Here is a 16,975-nt window from a genome sequence, read left to right as displayed (position 1 = left end):
TTCCCATAACTTATATTGCGTCTACCCTATCCCTGTAATCGGGACAGCCCCCTTCCTAAGATATCGTCCAAGCGATTGCTAGCTCTAGTCCTACCGCTCTAATATTTTTTCAATATACCGCATTACTTCCGTAGACATACCGTACGCTCGTGGTGACTGTCCATCTTCCGGAGTAATGTATTCCCAGTACTTCTCAGCAAGTTGTTCGTCACCATGAAATAACACGGAAGCATACTCGCTGATTCGCTTAGCCAGCTTCTGAGAGGCCTCGGAATCCGGCGCTTCGTGCATGTGTTTGTTAATTTCTTTTAGGATGTCCGCCCATTCCATCTCTACAGTCCCCGATTTGTCTATTGGCAGAACCTTCAACTCTTCCGGCGTAAAAACTTGCTGTAGCAGTGTACTTCTAGAAAGGTCCTTAGGTTGATCCAGTTCTTTAATAAAGTTCAGCATCTCATCGAGATTAACCTCATCAGTAACACGTATTGAATAGAGGGTAGAGAACAGAAGCTGTTCTACCCTTTTCAAATCTTCCTTTTGCTCTCTTACAATCTTAAGTTGTTTTTCTAAGGACTGCATCCATGCCGTCACAACATGATGAGATGACTCACCAACCACAGGTCCGTTTTGATCTAGAAACACCGCAATCTCGCTCAGCTTGTATTTCATTCTTTTTAGAATTGCGATCTGTTGAAGTATCAAAATATCTCGGTCGCTGTATTGTCTATATTGGTTAATCTCATCCCGGATCGGATTAAGCAGCCCCAGCTTCTCATAGTAATGCAGCGTGCGAATCGATATTTTCGTCAGGTTCGATAACTGTCCGACTGTATACAACTTAAACATCCATCCTTTTAACGTTTTGCTTTCTTTCCATTTGTCCTCAGCCAGATAGAGAATGCTCCGACGATCAAGATTCCCACCAATATCACCATCGTAAATAAAATAAACAAGCTGCCTGTACCTTCATGCAGTTCGGAATACGTCAATAATCGCAGATCATTCTGCGCGACCATAAATCTGGATATCTCCAAGTAACTAAGGTGAAATCCTATAGACGCCCATAGAGATCCTGTAGTACTTCGCAACAGCTGCAGTACTGTTCCAAAGGCTATTAGCAGAAGGATATAATCAGTATTAATTTCAACGCCAGGCTCCATACCGACCAGCTGCTGCAGAAAATTTACGGTGACAGGCACAAGTACGAACAAAAAGATTTGCCCGGCATAGGCCAGAAAGGCAGGGAGTTTCACTCTTAAGCCACTATATACCAACCCCCGCATCGTCAATTCCTCGGGCAGTGCCTCGTATAAAAAAGCAAAACATACATTTAGAATGATACCGAAGAATAGTGAATAGGAGAAATGCCACTCCACAATCTCAATCCAATTTAATTGACTAGCTATAATAAAACCACATATTACTAACAGTAAAGGAAGCATTGCCCCACTTAACAAATGAAGCAAACCGACCCTAGACAATGGTGTCAGCTTAAGTTGATTAGGGTAACGTCTTCGTATCCAGAATACCACAGTAACCACGATAAATGAGGTAATTATACCTTTCGTCCCTGCCGAAACCCAATATGGATAACCCGATTGTTCAATCTGTCGTCCTATGAGCGTTGCTGTAAATAGCGCGATTACCATCGACAGCCAGCCTAGTAATTCGAGGGTAAGCCCTTTGCTAAAATCCAAGCCTTTTTCTGATTCCGAAGTGTTCCTTTTTTTCAAGTCCATTCCCTCCTTCCCTTGACTATAAACCCTACAGTATACGTCAGGGTCAAGTCATTGAAGAGAGAATCTTATATACCAACAGCATTAGTGCATTAGCGTATAATCTGCCCGTTCAACCATAACACGATAATGCGTGTAGTACGGACTTTATTTACAAAACTACTCTACAGAGTCAGGTCCAAATACCGGGGCTAATTTTGATGCAGATCGTTGCTCGCCCAGACCGAAATATTCGCAGAAATTCATAATCATTGGATTCCATTTTGAAGGATCGACATAGTTTGAGTTCGCATTCATTAGAAGCGAATCTTCGATATGAACTTTTTCAATATGCACTTCAATGGCGACAAGGGAGCTGGGTTGTTCGAATGGATGTATCATCACAAATTTGGCCTCGAGATGGACGGGGCATTCTTTCACACGTGGTGCTTGAACAAGTTGCGACGGAAGCAGGGTTAACCCTGCGACGCCGAATTTATCGGCTTCATATGTATAGCCCCTCAATGCTTTGGATTCGGGTACCGGATTACGTCCTGTTAATAGGGTGAGCCGATCAATCGAAGGAATCAAGTCAATGGAAGGAAGATTAAGCACACATTCGTGCTCACGGATCAGATTCTGAACGGTTTGAGACTTGCTGCTCATACCGAGCATACACGATTGATTGAGCCACCAGGCAGAGGACATCGGAGCAAGATTGGACGTTCCGTCTTCATTCATCGTACTTATAAGTACGACTGAGGTGCCAAAGTAAAGAATTTTGGGTTCAATTACCGTATGCATAACAAACTCACATCTCCTCTAAGATCTATTTTTCATTAATTTATCACACACCTTTAACGGGATATAGAAATTCGGAGTAAGACAGCAAGATTTAGATATTGTACACGGTGCATTAGTTGGATAATTATCTTATCAGCGGAGCAATTAAGTTCTTGTCGTTCTTCTTGCCGGCACAGGTTCGTCCTTCACAACACGGTACTCGATAATATTGCCGTACCGATCGGTTTCAATTTCGCAGCAGCTGGTCATCATCGCCTTAATCATCTCACGGCCCCGCTGAACTCTTGATTTAGTCCCGGAATATGAGAGTTCTAGAAACTCACTAAGCTCTTTTTGAGGCATTCCCTTTAAGTCAGCTAGCTCGACTGCTTCTCGGTATTTGTCAGGCATCTTCTGTAAGATGGACTTCATTCCCTCTATCGCCTCCAGGGCGCTATAGCAGGCTTCATCCTTTTCCGGCTCTGCCATGTCCGTCAGCTCCTCGGTCGTTCTATGCCTGCGGTAATAGTCCGCGATTCGGTTACGAGCGATCTGATAAATCCAAGCGCGACATTTTTCTTCGTCCTTAAGCTGCGCTAAGCCTTGAGAAGCCATGATGAATACGTCCTGTACGATGTCTTCAGCATCGTTATGCTCACGAATCTTCTTATGAACAAAGTGACGTATTTGCTCATGATAATCCATCCACAATGTCTCCAGCTCCATAATTATTCCTCCAAAAAAAATCTCGCATAACTGCGTCTTTTTACGATGTTCTGCGACATCATTAGTGTATTTCAATTATTTAGACATGAAAAGGAGAGAAAACACAATGAACAAAAGAATCAATGCCCTTCTAATAGGTGATAACGGTGTGGATGTTTGGCATCCTTTAGAGCCGGCTCGTCAGCAGCTTGTGCAGATTATCGGTGAATCCACTAATCTTACCGTTACGGAGGATTATGATTCCTTGAAGGAGCTGTCGAGAGATGAATTTGACGTCGTTATTTCCTATACGGACTGCTGGCTGCGGAACTTGACAACCGAACAAACCGCAGGGTTAATCACCTTCGTTGCAGGAGGGGGAGGCATACTGGTGATTCATAACGGTATCTCCCTTCAGCGGAGCTCTGAATTAGCACAGATGATAGGGGCGAAATTCATTACCCATCCACCTTATCAGATTTTGAGCTACCACGGCATAGAACCGACACATCCTTTGCTTGAAGGAGTACCGGATTTTGTTATGGCGGAGGAGCCTTACGTCGTTGAGTTCGACCCCTTTGCTCCTGTGAAGGTATTTCTGGAATATGAATATCATGGCCGTCGATATCCCGCAGCGTGGGAGAATGGTTTTGGATTGGGCAAAATTGTCTACCTGCAGCCAGGTCATGACGCTCGCTCATTCGAGCCAGAGCCCTTCCGGCAATTGATCCGCAACAGTGTTGTGTATACAGCAGGAAGCCGGCCGGTTACGACGGCTACTTAATATGGCTTAGAAGCTTGTTCTCCTTAAATGTTCGTCATATTCATACACACAAGGCAGTTGTCCTAGCTACGCTGCCTTTTGTGTTATTATCTTAAAACGAGGCTTTCGTAAGTAAGTGCATGCGCCTGTTTGCTTAAAGATATGAAACGGATATATATCCGCTTCCCTATGTTATTCAATCGTTTTCCGGTTGTTTCGTAAATTCGATATGCTTGAAGCCCCATTTGCACATATCGTTTAACACCGAGCTTAGTGTCTTGCCATGATCGGATAACGAGTACTCAACCTTCGGAGGAATTTCCTGATATGCTTGACGCACGATAAGTCCATCCTGTTCCATCTCCCTGAGCTGACTCGTAAGCATTCCTTGAGTAATGTTCGGGAGAAGTCGGCGTAATTCCCCGAACCTTTTCGTCCCATCATGCAGCAAAATAAACAAAATCAACGGCTTCCACTTTCCACCTATTGCATGCATTATCGCTATAATACCTTGTGTTCGATGATCTGGATCTCGTATTTCGTCATACACGCTTTTCGCCTCCAAGTACTACTAACTAATTAGTAATGCCACTTTATCAGAGTATTGGAAATTTGGAAAGTACACCCATTCACCGTACTTAGTACACTTTTCCATACTATTAATAAATGTTTCAGGAAATCCACAGTATGTTCGACAGAACTTAGTATGAAAAAAGAGCGTACTTTGCAAGATGCTCTTACTCCCCAATAATAGAGAGTGCAGATCGCGATGCTGCCAAAATCGATAAAAAGGATGATCTTATGAATAGTATGGTGATTACTGCGCATCCCGATTTAAATCAATCCAGAGTCAATAAGGCCTTAATTCAGAAACTTAAAAACGTGGATATTTACGTCCGCGACCTGTATCTCGAGTATCCCACTTGGCAAATCGATGTTGAGAAAGAACAGCAGACTCTGCTGCAGTACGACAGGATTGTGTTTCAGTTCCCTTTTTATTGGTACAGCTGTCCGCCGCTGTTGAAAAAGTGGTTCGACGATGTACTTACGTTCGGTTGGGCTTATGGTCCAGGGGGAGACAATCTGCGTGACAAAGAGTTCATGATCGCCACGACGACAGGAGGATCGGAAGCAAGCTACAGGTCAGGCGGTGACAACAAGTATACAATCAGCGAGCTCATGCGGCCAATCGAAAGAACACTGACGAGATGCAAAGGTAACTTTCTTCCGGTATTCGTTGCATACAGCGTAATGCAAGCTACCGATGATGAACTGGAACATATTGCAGAAAGTTACGTTGAAGCCGTAAAGGCACCCATGGAAATCCTTATCCATTAATTTCAAGACAATTGGACATTATCGCTAAATACGGCTATCTGCTTCATCCCATACAATTCACGTAACTTTGCATCTCACAATAAATAAAACCTCCAAAATTAGCTGTTCATTCTAACAGCTTCTTTTAGGAGGTTCTTCATTCTCATCGCTCATAGAGCTGAGCCATCATCTGAATGTGATGCTGTATGTTCGAAATTAATTCCGGGGGCTCAAGCACTTTTACCATACATCCGTAGCTTATAATTTTCTGAATCGCTCGTTCCATTGATGAAAAATAGGTGGTTAATGACAAGGTTCCATCAGGACTTACAATCATTTGGTCGAAGCCGAATTCATCACGTACCCGGGTTTTTATCTCGGGTTGAAAAATGAGTTCCACCTGCAATTTTTTGAAATCGACTCTGCTCATAAATTGTTCTTCAACATCTTGCAGCGTGATGTCTCGTCTCACAAATTGTTCTGTTAAGATCTTCAGGTCTCCTATACGGGACAGTCGAAATACGCGGATGTCCATTCGCGTCAGACAATAGCCGTACAAATACCAAGTATATCCCTTGAGAAAAAGACCCATCGGTTCCAGCTTACGTTCCGTCTCCGCACCTTTATTATCCAAGTATGGGAATGAAACGTATTGACGATCTTTGATTGCCTGATGTATAGGGCCCATGTGCGCTTTGTCGTTTGGTGCCGGCTTGAAATCGAGATCCACATAAGTCTGATCTCTGGCTGTTTTTTGCCCAGGCATTAACGCACCGATTCTTTCAATTAATCGATCGATTTCCAAATGATCCGTCGCGGAACGCACTCCGCGCAAGGCGGAGCAGATTGATGAGAAATCTTCCAAAGATAATACCTGCTTTTCCAATCGGTAGCCCTGCATAATCTCATACCCGCCTTCCGATCCGGCGAAAGACACAATTGGGATACCTGCTTGATTAATTGCATCCATGTCACGATAGATCGTTCGCAGGGAAACCTCGAATCGCTTGGCTAAAGCACCCTGACAACATTATGTCAGGGTGCTTCTATTAATTAAAACTTTTACGAAAAATACTTCGCTTTGAAACCTCACGGCTATAAGGGATCTACTCAGAGGAGCAATTTCAATCCGTTATCAAAAAGAAAAGAAGTCGTTTCCCCCGCTAGCACGATTTTAATACGATCGTGATCTTAAGCTCTGTGCAAATCCGGATCTCCATGTCGGGTATTTAGGAACCCAGCCATATTCATTTATCGCTTTGGTATTCGATGCCCCGCGCGCCCCCCTGTCTATTTTCGCTTGATATTCCGGGGAGGGGGCTTGCAGAGCATCAGCATAAACTGGCAGCCACTGTATACCAGCAGCAGGCTCATTATCCACGATATTTACCGGGCCGCTAGGCCATTCTAATGCCAGCATAGCTGCATTTGCCGCATCCTCCACATGCAGGAAGGAAGTAATTCCTTCGGTTGCAGGGACCTGCCTTTGCAGCACTTTTTCTGCCATAACTCCCTTTTTGTCGTACCAGGTTCCAGGTCCATAGAGCATTCCATACCGGAGAATTACGTGGTTCTGCACTTCAGCTACGGCCTCTTCAAGTGCAACAATACCATCAATAGTTGATTTCCGCGGCAAAGGTGCCTGAACATCCAAGGGAACCTCTTCCGATGCCGGAAGATCACCTGGCTCATAAGCCCAAGAGATGCTCTGTGCAATGAATCGGCTAACATTTGCAGCCTTGGCTGCATCCACCAAATTTCTAGTCCCTTCTATTCGTATCCTGGCATTCTCCTCGAGATCCCAATTGCTAAGCGAAGTAAGCTGATGAATGATGACATCGGGACGTTCTTCCTCAATTACAGAGAGAATAGCATCCCGTTCATATGCATCAACGACGACAGATTTCGCCCCAACAGCTTGAATAAATGGCTTGCGCTCCGGTCTATGGGTCATTCCAATGATTTCATGTCCAGCCTGTACTAATCTGGGTAGAAGCAACCGTCCAATTACACCTGCAGCGCCAGCTACAAATATTTTCATAACATGACCTCACCGCTCGCGGAATCCTCTTGAGCGTATACCGTATCCAGCAGCGCCGCGTTTATGCCGTTCAAGAACGCCTGAGCGCTGGCTTTGATAATATCAGTATCCATCGCGCGGCCGGCATAGGTCTTGCCGCCATATTCAAGCTGAATGTTGACCCGTCCAACCGCTTCGGTGCCTCTAGAAATGCTGTTGATCTTATAGTGCTTCAAGCTGACGTCCAGCTCTGCCAGTGCTTTTATCCCGCGAAACAAAGCGTCGATGGGACCATCGCCGACAGCGCTGCCCTTTAATACCGAATCGCCTTTGCGCAGCGTGAATGCTGCGGTTGGACACTCATCATTTGTTACGACTTGGAACGATAGCAGTTCAAAGAGCTGCCGGCTGCTTGCCGATTGCTCTCGATGCTCCGATACCAAATAGAACAGATCATGATCATATACTTCCTTCCTGGCGTCAGCCAATTCAAGAAAACGCTGAAACAGCTGCTCCAGCTCCTCGCCTTCACCGGGATCGAAGCCCAGCTGCTGCACCGCATGCTTGAATGCATGGCGGCCTGATCGAGCCGTTAATATCAACTCCATACTATCTGCCCCCACTTCTTCCGGTGACATGATCTCATATACCTGTTTATCCTTCAGCAAGCCATCCTGATGAATACCCGAGGAATGGGCGAAAGCATTCTCCCCGGTGATAGCCTTGTTTACTTGGACATCCAGTCCCGTCAAATAAGTCAGCAGCCTCGACGTTCGCAGCAGCTCGGTGGTTTGGATGTTCGTGCCGCATTGGTAACGCGCTTCTCTAACCTTGAGTGCCATGACAACTTCTTCAAGCGAAGTATTGCCCGCCCGTTCGCCCAAGCCGTTGATCGTGCATTCGATTTTGCCGGCGCCGTTCTTGATTGCACTTAGTGTATTGGCAGTTGCTAATCCCAAGTCATTATGGCAATGCACACTAAGTAAGACCTCAGGATTCAGATTCATAAGCCGCTCGTTCAGCTTGCGGATCAACTCGCCGAATTCATCCGGTTCCGCATATCCGACCGTATCCGGCACGTTAATGATCGTTGCACCTGCCTTTACGACCGATTCGATCGTCGTCCACAAATATTCATAGTCCGCTCTCGATGCGTCTTCGGTTGAATACTGTACCTGCGGCAGCAAGGTTTTGGCATAACGAACCGCGTCTACGCCCATCTGCAGGACGGCTTCCTTGGAGCGGTTAAATTTCTTCTCCACATGGATATTCGAGGACCCCAGCACGATATGAATGAGCGGCTGCTGCGCGATGCGGATGCTCTCGTAGACGGCATCGATATCACTTTTTACTGCCCTGCCAAGTGCCGTGACCGACACGCTATCTCCCACCGTACGGGCAATTTCCCTCACCGCTTGAAAATCCCCTTGGGAAGATGCCGGAAATCCGGCTTCGATAATATCGACCTTCAGGCGCTTTAGCTGCTGTGCAAATTCAACCTTTTGCTGCATGTTCAATTTGGCCCCTGGCACTTGCTCCCCGTCACGTAAAGTGGTGTCTAATACAATAATGTTACGCTTCATCAGTTGAGCTCCTCCTCTTAATCTAATGGAATATCTATATCAAGCGGGGTTGGCGAAACCCGGAATTTCGCCAACAAAAAAACCCCGTCTCTGCAATAGAGACGAGGTTGAACCCGCGGTACCACTCTAATTTCATTACACTGGGGTGAAATGAACTCCTTCGATGGCCAACACCATCTATCCTTGTAACGGCGGAATCCCGGTATCCCCTACATGTCAGGAAAACTGTTCATAGACGAGTTCGAAGCAATCGACACTGCCGTTTCGCACCAACCAACGGCTCTCTGAAAGGTCTCATGGCTTCTACTAATTCTAATCAGCACATTTAAATGATTTGAAATTATTGGTAATTATATCTATAGGAATAACCTTTGTCAATTGTCAGTCTTCGATAACTTCATAAACCATGGTCCAGAAGCATTCGCAAACTTATAGTTTGCCAGAATTTTATCCGGCTTTTCGCATCATCCCCAATATGCTAAATCCAAAGTTTCATCGTACGCTAGTCTAGTCCGGCGTTTGTTAAAATAGCTATGTATCCGTTTCTAAGATGAATTGTTTATTATCTAAATCCAAGGTAAATGTGATTTTTTTAATTTCAGACTCTTGATTCTCTCCTTCATTATTTCTAGTCATGACAACCAATTGTTCACTTTCATTTTGCGGGAAGTGATCTACTGCGTAATTAATGGTTTCTCTTACATTTTTGCCGTAATTAAAAGTAATGGGAAATGCTTCTCCATTTTCTTAATTAATTCCAAATACATATGAATTCGTTCCTCTCGTTGCCATGTACTCAGGAGTTAGTAAGTATACATCTGCCTTCTCAAAAGGAATTACATCAAACGTGATTGGCCCATCGGATTTCTGTACAAAGATAAGATCTTTAAATTCTTTAATCACTTGTACAGATCCGTCGGTACTTAGCACAACATTGTACTTCCCTCTAAAGGTAACATCTCCTTCAGCTCCAAAAACACTCGGCGTTGTTATATGGCCGACTTCTTCTGTGCCTGTTGAAACAACGGAAAGAACTCCGTGATCTGTGTTAATTTGGGCTCGAACTGAGAGTTCTTCTTGGACTGTGTCAATTTCAATACTGTATCCATTATCCGGAAACTGGGATTTCAATTCACTTGATATATCAGTCTCCATTGATGGAGTATATTCTTGAAATTCACTTCCTTGAGTAACAGGGGCTGTCGGTTCATTGTATCCACATGTGATAATATTAATCAATATGCTTAGAGAAGAGGATACTTTATGATAGATACGGACCGGAGATTGAAGTCAGATGGATTTGAAGAGGAAAAGATTTTTATACAACCCGAATTTATGCTCAAAGAATTACAAAATAATGCATTAACAAGTCATTTCCATATAAGCGATATCGGCTTTTTCCCTGCGGCAAAATATCATTACAGACAAAGACCCAAGGGATCTCAATCTCATATCCTCATCTATTGTGTCAAGGGTGAAGGCTGGGTGGAAACCCATAAATCCGTTCAAATTCAGCCCAGACAGCTTATCGTTATTCCAGCGGAAATTCCGCATCGATATGGCGCATCTCATGAAAATCCTTGGACCATTTACTGGATGCACCTTACAGGGACAGACGCAGAATCTCTTATCCGAACTTACTCTTTAGACGCGGGCCCCCTCCCTTTTACATTAAACTTGCATTCTAGGTGGATCGATGACTTTGAACAATGCTATGACATGTTATCAGATAAACCGTACGCCATGAACAATCAGATTTATGTGTCCCAGTGTATCCGGCACTTAATTAGTCATGTAGGATTTAGTTTAATGCATACACTTCAAGATAATAAAAGTGAACGTTATTTGGAACAGGCTGTACAATACATGACGGATCGGATGACAGAATCTCTGACGCTTCCCGAATTAGCACGTCATTTAGGCTTATCCAAACAACATTTGATATACTTGTTCAATAAGGAAACAGGCGTGCCTCCCATTGAGTTCTATCTCAGACTCAAGATGCAGCGAGCTGGGCAAATGTTATCTTTATCCGATAAAAGCGTGAAGGAAATAGCCGGAGCTGTCGGTATAAAGGACCCTTATTATTTCTCAAGATTGTTCAAAAAAATAATGGGATGCTCGCCGACCGAATATCGGAGCATCCCAAAAGGTTGATCATAGTAAGTAGTTAAGAGACTGTATTATTGAAGTAAATGATGATCTGTAAAATGTCCTTTATACTTGTTCAATGGACCGCTTGTTACCGAGAATCCGGTTGGTCTTTGAACATCCAGTATGAATTCTTCCGTTTTAATTGGAGGTATATCCCAAAAATGTAACACGCAATGCTCTCCAGGTTCTAATGCCGGAATATCTTTCTTGTAACTGTTACCAAATGGATCAGTAAGCTTAATTGTATATCCAGATATTCTGTAAGACGGAATGTCATTCGAAGTATCTATAACGACTGCCATACTTCCTTCTTTATTTTCCAAATTTACGGATACATTGATCGGTGAAGCCAATTGACGCAAGGTTTCATATAATGGCTTAGGCGTACCATCCAAATGCATAGAACCGTGTACACGTTGTCGCAGCATGCCTTCACCGGCTTCACCCATCTGTGTCGGATAATCATTCAGACTAAAAAATAATAATGCAGCAATACCAGAGTGCTTCCGGTATTCCATCGTGTTCTCAATTAGAATTTCCTTACGTCGTTCGTCACCTCCCGCATATGCAGGTTCACATAGTCCATATTCGGCAACAATGATCGGTTTATTCTTGTAAGCTTCTGTAATCGTTTCGATTACAGCCGGTCTATCTAAATCCCCATGCCAAGTCCCAATATAATCATTCCACATAATAACATCACCTACACCGGCTGCGTCAGTAGAAGGATTTTCATGTACTGTATTGGAAACGTAGTTAATAAATCGGGTGTCATCCAAATCGCGGACAAGCGTCTTCAATTTTTCAAAATAACGAACTGTGATGGGAGATTGCCCATTTATCTCGTTACCCAGTCCCCATGCATAAATACATGGATGATGATAGTGTCGATTAATCATTTCACGGGCATGCTGCATAGACGTCTGAAGCCATTCGTCGTCTGGATCATACGGCGTTTGCCAATGCGGAATCTCTTCCTGTACCAATAGACCGTTGCGGTCACACCATTCTAGTAACTTGTTATCTTGCTGCCAATGAAAACGGGTAATTACGCAATTTGCTTCTTTCATATGTCGGAGCATTTCCTCAAGCTCGCTAAGCGTTTCAGCCATGCCTCGATCCGGATGAGATCCCGGCATCCATTCAACCCCCATAAGTCGGACGGGCTCTCGGTTGAGTAGCAATGTATGACCATCTGATCGAATTTCTCGGAAGCCGACCTCTATGGATTCCTCATCCGAAAGCGAATCATCCATGTACAAAGCAAGATTAACCTTATACAAATGAGGATGATCAAAATGCCAGAGCTTGGGGCTCTCCACCTTTAAATTTTCAAAACGTAACATGCCTGCATTGCTAGCCAATTCCCATTTTTCTGAAATTATGGAGCCATCATCACTGGTTACTGTTACCATAAGCCCAAAAAGTGCTGTGGTTCGACTCCCCTGTTCTTCTTCCCATAAACGAATCTCCCCTAGCTACGCCCATTTCTTTCATCACTAAATACAGGCACGGCCTGTATTTTGCTGTAATCGATTGCTCCGTGTCCGCTAACAATAAGGGATACTCCACGAATTATTCCGCCATCATCCGCCCAATCAAAGCTGTTAGCGATACCATACCGATTTCACTCGTGCTTCTCGCACAAAATCCCCGGGTACCCACTCCTCTTCCGCTTCCCTTTCATTTCCTCATTTTATAGGTTTGGTGTAATTTATTAGGACCTAAATCTGTGCGATTTTTTATAAAGTCTTAACTGAATCTAAAGATTACATAAAATTTAAGCTTACATACTATATATAAGACATCAAGCTACAAGTAATTTATACATAAAATAAAAAAAGCAGCAAATATGCGGCTTTCGGGTCACCAACATTCTACCTAACGATTTCAGTAAACCAGCATGTTAGCTGAAGAAAAAAGAATCTTTTGCTCATAAGTATTTACAGTTTTTGTTTAGCTTCAGCCCAGGATGTACAAGGGGATTGTTATTGTTAGTGCTTTAACTTGCCACCGTATTAGAGTCCTCACCGCTGGTTTAGTGTTTGAATACTACTGTCTTGTGGCTCAATGCCAAATATTGCTCGAGTATTAGATCATAAAAGGTGGGATGGGAAAAATGGCGATTCAATCAACTGGGCCGATACTAAACAGTCCCGTTTCGGGAGTTAGACCGACGCAACAGGTGACAATTAGATTGGTGAGTCGTGCTGCTATGGACACTCTAACTGTATCCGTGCAGGGATACGCGCTTAGTACAACAAGAACACTGTATATAAGTGAAGTCATCAGTATTGCACCTAATGAAGTAGTGACCAGAAATTATTATGCAGATTTGGATGCTTATGAGTTTGTTTTTGAAACAAACGCAGAAGGTGTGGAAGAAGTAGGAATTTCAGTGTGGGGCAAACAAGCGTCCGGACAATTGGTTGAAACACATCGTGTGGTGACGCACGAGAAGACAATAAAGAACATCTAGCGAATAAATCCTCAAAAAAGGAGATGTAGCGATGAGCTTTTTATCAACAGGACCAATTGAAAATAATGCGGTAAGCGGTGTAAGACCGACTCAGTCAGTTACTATCAGCATCGATAACCGCAGCGATTCGACAGCCTCATCTGTACAAATACAAGGGTATTACATGGATGGTGGAATAAGGACTTTGTATGTCAGTGAGTCAATTAACATTGAACCAAATCAAGTAATTACCAACAACTATTTTGCCAATTTTGATGCGTTCGAGTTTACTTTTACAACAACTTCAACAGTGAATGATCCTATTCAAGTATCCGTATGGGGTAAGAGCAGCACAGGTTCCTTGGTAACAGCGCATCGTTTGGTCTCTTCCGAATTGCTGAGTGAAATCCCAAGCATCACCGGGTCCACCGGCGCGACCGGAGCTACGGGAGCGGCAGGCTTACCAGGCACAACGGGTGTCACGGGCGCTACGGGATCACCTGGTGCAACGGGGGCCACTGGAGACACTGGTGCACCAGGTGCAACAGGAGTCACCGGGGCTACGGGTTCAGCTGGTGCAACGGGTGTCACTGGGGCTACTGGATCGGCAGGTGCAACGGGTGTCACTGGGGCTACTGGATCAGCTGGTGCAACAGGTGCAACCGGAGATACGGGAGCGGCAGGTGCAACGGGTGTCACTGGGGCTACTGGATCGGCAGGTGCAACGGGTGCAACCGGAGACACTGGATCAGCTGGTGCAACAGGTGCCACCGGAGATACTGGATCGGCAGGTGCAACGGGTGTCACTGGGGCTACTGGATCGGCAGGTGCAACGGGTGTCACTGGGGCTACTGGATCGGCAGGTGCAACGGGTGCCACTGGAGATACTGGATCAGCAGGTGCAACGGGTGTCACCGGGGCCACGGGTGCTGCAGGTTCTGGAGCGATCATTCCTTATGCATCAGGACTTCCTGTTGCGTTGACTACGGTATTGGGTGGACTTTTGAACACCTCCAGTTTAGTTGGTTTTGGCAACAGTGCTACTGGAATAAGTGTTAACGGAGGAATTATTGATCTCACCGGGGCTGCAGGAACTTTACTTAACTTTGCTTTCTCGGCATCCCGTGCAGGAACCATTAATTCACTGGCCGCTTATTTCAGTACGACAGCTGGACTTAGCTTGGTTGGATCTACAGTAACCATAACTGCTCAATTATTCCGTTCTACTACACCTGATAACACATTTACGGCTGTACCGGGTGCACTGGTAACCCTCGCTCCACCACTGACTGGCGTCTTGGCACTGGGCACGATATCCAGCGGATTAACTACAGGGCTCAGTATTCCGGTTGCCGCCAATGACCGACTGCTTATGGTTTTCTCAGCATCCGTAACGGCCGGAATTGATGTGGCTACAACCATTGCGGGATATGCAAGCGCAGGTCTTACAATCACTTAATGGCATTTCTTTTAATGTATCAAGGCAAGAAACAGGGACCCTCACCGAACTTAGTGAGAGGTCCTTGTTTATTTATAAACAAACCCGTTGAGCATAGTACTATTAGATCTGTTCGCAGGTTTCGTCTGAATACAGCAACGCTTATAATATATACCTGCCCTAAGCTGGCACATTTTTTGTAACTATTGAACCATCTGCTACAATGGAATGATTACCTTTTGAGATCTTCGGTATTGCAGTCATTATTTTATAAATAAAGCAGTGAAAATCACGACATCCTGTAAGAAATGAATCGTTAACGCCCAGAAGAATCCCTTCGTTTCTAACATCGATTTGGCCAAAAACCATCCGATAAAAGCAGCCATTAATACACCCACTATTCCCCCTGGATTTCCGAAATAATGAACAATACCAAAGGTCAATGCTGCTAATCCCTGCGCTATATACGGTGAGAAGCCATATCTGCTAACGATGGATACAAATGAGAACCGGAAGATGATTTCTTCTGAAAAGGCATTCATAAGCGAAAAGATAAGAATCAATATAAATCCAGGATATAGCTCTAAACTTATGCTTTCCCCATACCCCAGTTGGAAGTAAATGACCACAGTGGTTACCAGTGTAATCACAATCGCGAAGTTAAAACCTAAGTTTTTCCATGACTCCGTTTCTTTTGGCTTAATTCCTATCCATGGTTCCGGCAGAATTATTCCATCTCGCCTTCTAAGGCTTAAATACGTAAGACCATCTTTACCCGCGATTCCATATACAATGCCTATAACGATAATAGCTAATAACAATACAGTAATTTGATAACTAATCTCCAGATTGTATACATCTCTATCAAATATCTCAAATGCGAGGAGCGGGCTACTTCTGAAACTTAGCAATAGAGGGGCACAAGCGGCAACCACGATGGTGATCAGCAGGATGGGCATCCAGTTGCTACGTTTCTTACTCATCTATAGGCCTCCTGTGTGGATCGTTTAATATTGAAAGTGCGTGGTGACACCATTCGATGGTCATTTGCAGATACCGCTCACCATAGTCGAGAGTCAATAACCAGAGCTGGGCTTGTTTACGATCTGCTCCAGGAACACTCGCTTTGATTCCTGCAAGCATCGCTGTTAATCGCTCACTCGCTTCTAATTCTTCCTTCAGAAAAGTGACTAATTGGGGAACATTCCGTTCATCGGAGACGAAGAGCTTCATCAGTAATTCATTCCTCATCACAGGCTCCATCGGAGGTTGAGTTAACCAAGAATCAAGTTGATCACATCCCTCTTGCGTTATACCATAGACGATTTTGCGCCTACCTGTCTCTGCTTCTTCCACAACCGACACTAAACCCTCTAGCTCTAGTTGCTTAATGCTCTTATGAATATGTCCATAGGATTCGTTCCAAAATAGGCCGATGCTTTCCTTCGAGAATTTGACCAGTTCATAGGCGCTCATAGGTTTAATCCGAAGTAAGCCGAGAATCGCAAAATGGCTAGTATTGACTCTTTTCATATGCCCCTCCTCACACATCATATATCTTTAAGATATATAATTAACATATTATCCCACTGCATCAAAGATTACAATCCATAAAAAAAAGACCTATTCTGTATGAACAGGTCTACTTATACGTTTATACGTTGTGCCGAAACCGTTAATTAGTCATCTGACATCCTTTTCAGAAGCCTAACAGCTTAAAAATATATTCCTCCGTTGCTTTGCCAACCATCTCTTCCCAGCTATCAAATTTCGTTTGCTTAGCTACATAAGCATCCAGCTCTTCTCGATGAATAGCTTCGAAATCCTCCTCTGTGTCAGCATTAAATCCGCTTCTATCGAAGAATTCATCTATACTCTCAAAATTTGTGAATCTCGTCATGAAATAAGAGTTAAACATTTCATCAAAAGAAACAGAGCGATTATTTTCAAGATTTCGAACATTTTCTTTTATCTCATTTAACCTGCTATTGCTTAACTCTTCTATTCCGTCAATACTCATGAAGTCACCCCCTCCGGCT

At 44.1% G+C, this 16,975-nt stretch carries 18 protein-coding genes, 1 pseudogene and 1 other annotated feature; of the genes and pseudogenes, 5 read left to right on the top strand and 14 right to left on the bottom strand.

Annotation, left to right across the window (positions count from 1 at the left end; genetic code table 11):
- Positions 1 to 90: 90 nt before the first annotated feature.
- The 4 genes from BK126_RS18250 to sigZ form a co-directional block, all read right to left on the bottom strand.
- Positions 91 to 837, bottom strand: coding sequence for a MerR family transcriptional regulator (locus tag BK126_RS18250; protein ID WP_076313960.1), 747 nt, complete (start codon positions 835 to 837; stop codon positions 91 to 93).
- Between the two features lie 17 nt (positions 838 to 854).
- Positions 855 to 1,733: a CPBP family glutamic-type intramembrane protease gene (locus tag BK126_RS18245; protein ID WP_179085565.1), complete on the bottom strand. Its 879-nt coding sequence runs from the start codon at positions 1,731 to 1,733 to the stop codon at positions 855 to 857.
- A gap of 162 nt (positions 1,734 to 1,895) precedes the next feature.
- Positions 1,896 to 2,519 (bottom strand): flavin reductase family protein, encoded by a 624-nt coding sequence (locus tag BK126_RS18240; RefSeq protein ID WP_076313959.1) that lies wholly within the window; start codon positions 2,517 to 2,519, stop codon positions 1,896 to 1,898.
- Between the two features lie 144 nt (positions 2,520 to 2,663).
- A complete protein-coding gene (gene sigZ / locus BK126_RS18235) occupies positions 2,664 to 3,224 on the bottom strand; it encodes an RNA polymerase sigma factor SigZ (protein WP_076313958.1) in 561 nt (186 codons plus the stop codon).
- 106 nt (positions 3,225 to 3,330) lie between these two features.
- Here sigZ and BK126_RS18230 point away from each other — a divergent pair, with 106 nt between their 5' ends.
- Entirely contained in the window at positions 3,331 to 3,987 is a 657-nt protein-coding gene (locus tag BK126_RS18230) for a ThuA domain-containing protein (RefSeq protein WP_076313957.1), read from the top strand.
- Positions 3,988 to 4,162: 175 nt separating this feature from the next.
- Here the strand turns inward: BK126_RS18230 and BK126_RS18225 are convergent, their stop codons facing one another.
- A complete protein-coding gene (locus BK126_RS18225) occupies positions 4,163 to 4,462 on the bottom strand; it encodes a winged helix-turn-helix transcriptional regulator (RefSeq protein WP_076314114.1) in 300 nt (99 codons plus the stop codon).
- A 305-nt stretch (positions 4,463 to 4,767) separates the two neighbouring features.
- On the opposite strand from BK126_RS18225, the gene BK126_RS18220 reads away from it, so the two are divergent.
- Entirely contained in the window at positions 4,768 to 5,304 is a 537-nt protein-coding gene (locus tag BK126_RS18220) for an NAD(P)H-dependent oxidoreductase (protein ID WP_076313956.1), read from the top strand.
- Positions 5,305 to 5,446: 142 nt separating this feature from the next.
- Here the strand turns inward: BK126_RS18220 and BK126_RS29905 are convergent, their stop codons facing one another.
- From BK126_RS29905 to BK126_RS18200, 5 genes and pseudogenes are all read right to left on the bottom strand, one after another.
- Positions 5,447 to 6,049: a helix-turn-helix transcriptional regulator gene (locus BK126_RS29905; RefSeq protein ID WP_368665074.1), complete on the bottom strand. Its 603-nt coding sequence runs from the start codon at positions 6,047 to 6,049 to the stop codon at positions 5,447 to 5,449.
- Positions 6,050 to 6,202: 153 nt separating this feature from the next.
- Positions 6,203 to 6,289, bottom strand: a pseudogene (locus BK126_RS29900) (HTH domain-containing protein); the annotation flags it as partial.
- A 168-nt stretch (positions 6,290 to 6,457) separates the two neighbouring features.
- Positions 6,458 to 7,324, bottom strand: a complete 867-nt coding sequence (locus tag BK126_RS18210; protein ID WP_076313955.1) for an NAD-dependent epimerase/dehydratase family protein — start codon at positions 7,322 to 7,324, stop codon at positions 6,458 to 6,460.
- Entirely contained in the window at positions 7,321 to 8,886 is a 1,566-nt protein-coding gene (locus BK126_RS18205) for a 2-isopropylmalate synthase (RefSeq protein WP_076313954.1), read from the bottom strand. Before BK126_RS18205 ends, BK126_RS18210 begins: the two co-directional genes overlap by 4 nt.
- Before the next feature lie 94 nt (positions 8,887 to 8,980).
- Positions 8,981 to 9,215, bottom strand: a binding site (T-box leader).
- A 418-nt stretch (positions 9,216 to 9,633) separates the two neighbouring features.
- Entirely contained in the window at positions 9,634 to 10,041 is a 408-nt protein-coding gene (locus BK126_RS18200; protein WP_076313953.1) for a hypothetical protein, read from the bottom strand.
- 108 nt (positions 10,042 to 10,149) lie between these two features.
- On the opposite strand from BK126_RS18200, the gene BK126_RS18195 reads away from it, so the two are divergent.
- Positions 10,150 to 11,043, top strand: coding sequence for an AraC family transcriptional regulator (locus tag BK126_RS18195; protein WP_076313952.1), 894 nt, complete (start codon positions 10,150 to 10,152; stop codon positions 11,041 to 11,043).
- Positions 11,044 to 11,069: 26 nt separating this feature from the next.
- On the opposite strand, the gene BK126_RS18190 is transcribed toward BK126_RS18195, so the two are convergent.
- A complete protein-coding gene (locus BK126_RS18190) occupies positions 11,070 to 12,455 on the bottom strand; it encodes a glycoside hydrolase family 2 TIM barrel-domain containing protein (RefSeq protein ID WP_076313951.1) in 1,386 nt (461 codons plus the stop codon).
- Positions 12,456 to 13,240: 785 nt separating this feature from the next.
- Here BK126_RS18190 and BK126_RS18185 point away from each other — a divergent pair.
- Together BK126_RS18185 and BK126_RS18180 are read left to right on the top strand one after the other, a co-directional pair.
- Complete coding sequence (locus tag BK126_RS18185) at positions 13,241 to 13,519, top strand: hypothetical protein (RefSeq protein ID WP_256702912.1); 279 nt, start codon at positions 13,241 to 13,243, stop codon at positions 13,517 to 13,519.
- Positions 13,520 to 13,550: 31 nt separating this feature from the next.
- A complete protein-coding gene (locus BK126_RS18180; RefSeq protein ID WP_076313949.1) occupies positions 13,551 to 14,957 on the top strand; it encodes an exosporium glycoprotein BclB-related protein in 1,407 nt (468 codons plus the stop codon).
- 242 nt (positions 14,958 to 15,199) lie between these two features.
- Here BK126_RS18180 and BK126_RS18175 read toward each other — a convergent pair whose 3' ends face one another.
- The 3 genes from BK126_RS18175 to BK126_RS18165 all read right to left on the bottom strand — a co-directional run bounded on the left by BK126_RS18175 (position 15,200) and on the right by BK126_RS18165 (position 16,956).
- Positions 15,200 to 15,919, bottom strand: a complete 720-nt coding sequence (locus BK126_RS18175) for a CPBP family intramembrane glutamic endopeptidase (protein ID WP_076313948.1) — start codon at positions 15,917 to 15,919, stop codon at positions 15,200 to 15,202.
- Entirely contained in the window at positions 15,912 to 16,469 is a 558-nt protein-coding gene (locus BK126_RS18170; protein WP_076313947.1) for a PadR family transcriptional regulator, read from the bottom strand. The genes BK126_RS18175 and BK126_RS18170 overlap by 8 nt, the downstream gene beginning before the upstream one ends.
- Before the next feature lie 166 nt (positions 16,470 to 16,635).
- Positions 16,636 to 16,956, bottom strand: a complete 321-nt coding sequence (locus BK126_RS18165; protein WP_076313946.1) for a hypothetical protein — start codon at positions 16,954 to 16,956, stop codon at positions 16,636 to 16,638.
- Between the last annotated feature and the right edge of the window lie 19 nt (positions 16,957 to 16,975).

The sequence above is a fragment of the Paenibacillus sp. FSL H7-0326 genome (assembly GCF_001955535.1).
GTDB lineage: Bacteria > Bacillota > Bacilli > Paenibacillales > Paenibacillaceae > Paenibacillus > Paenibacillus shunpengii.
This window is presented reverse-complemented; position numbering and strand designations above follow the sequence as displayed.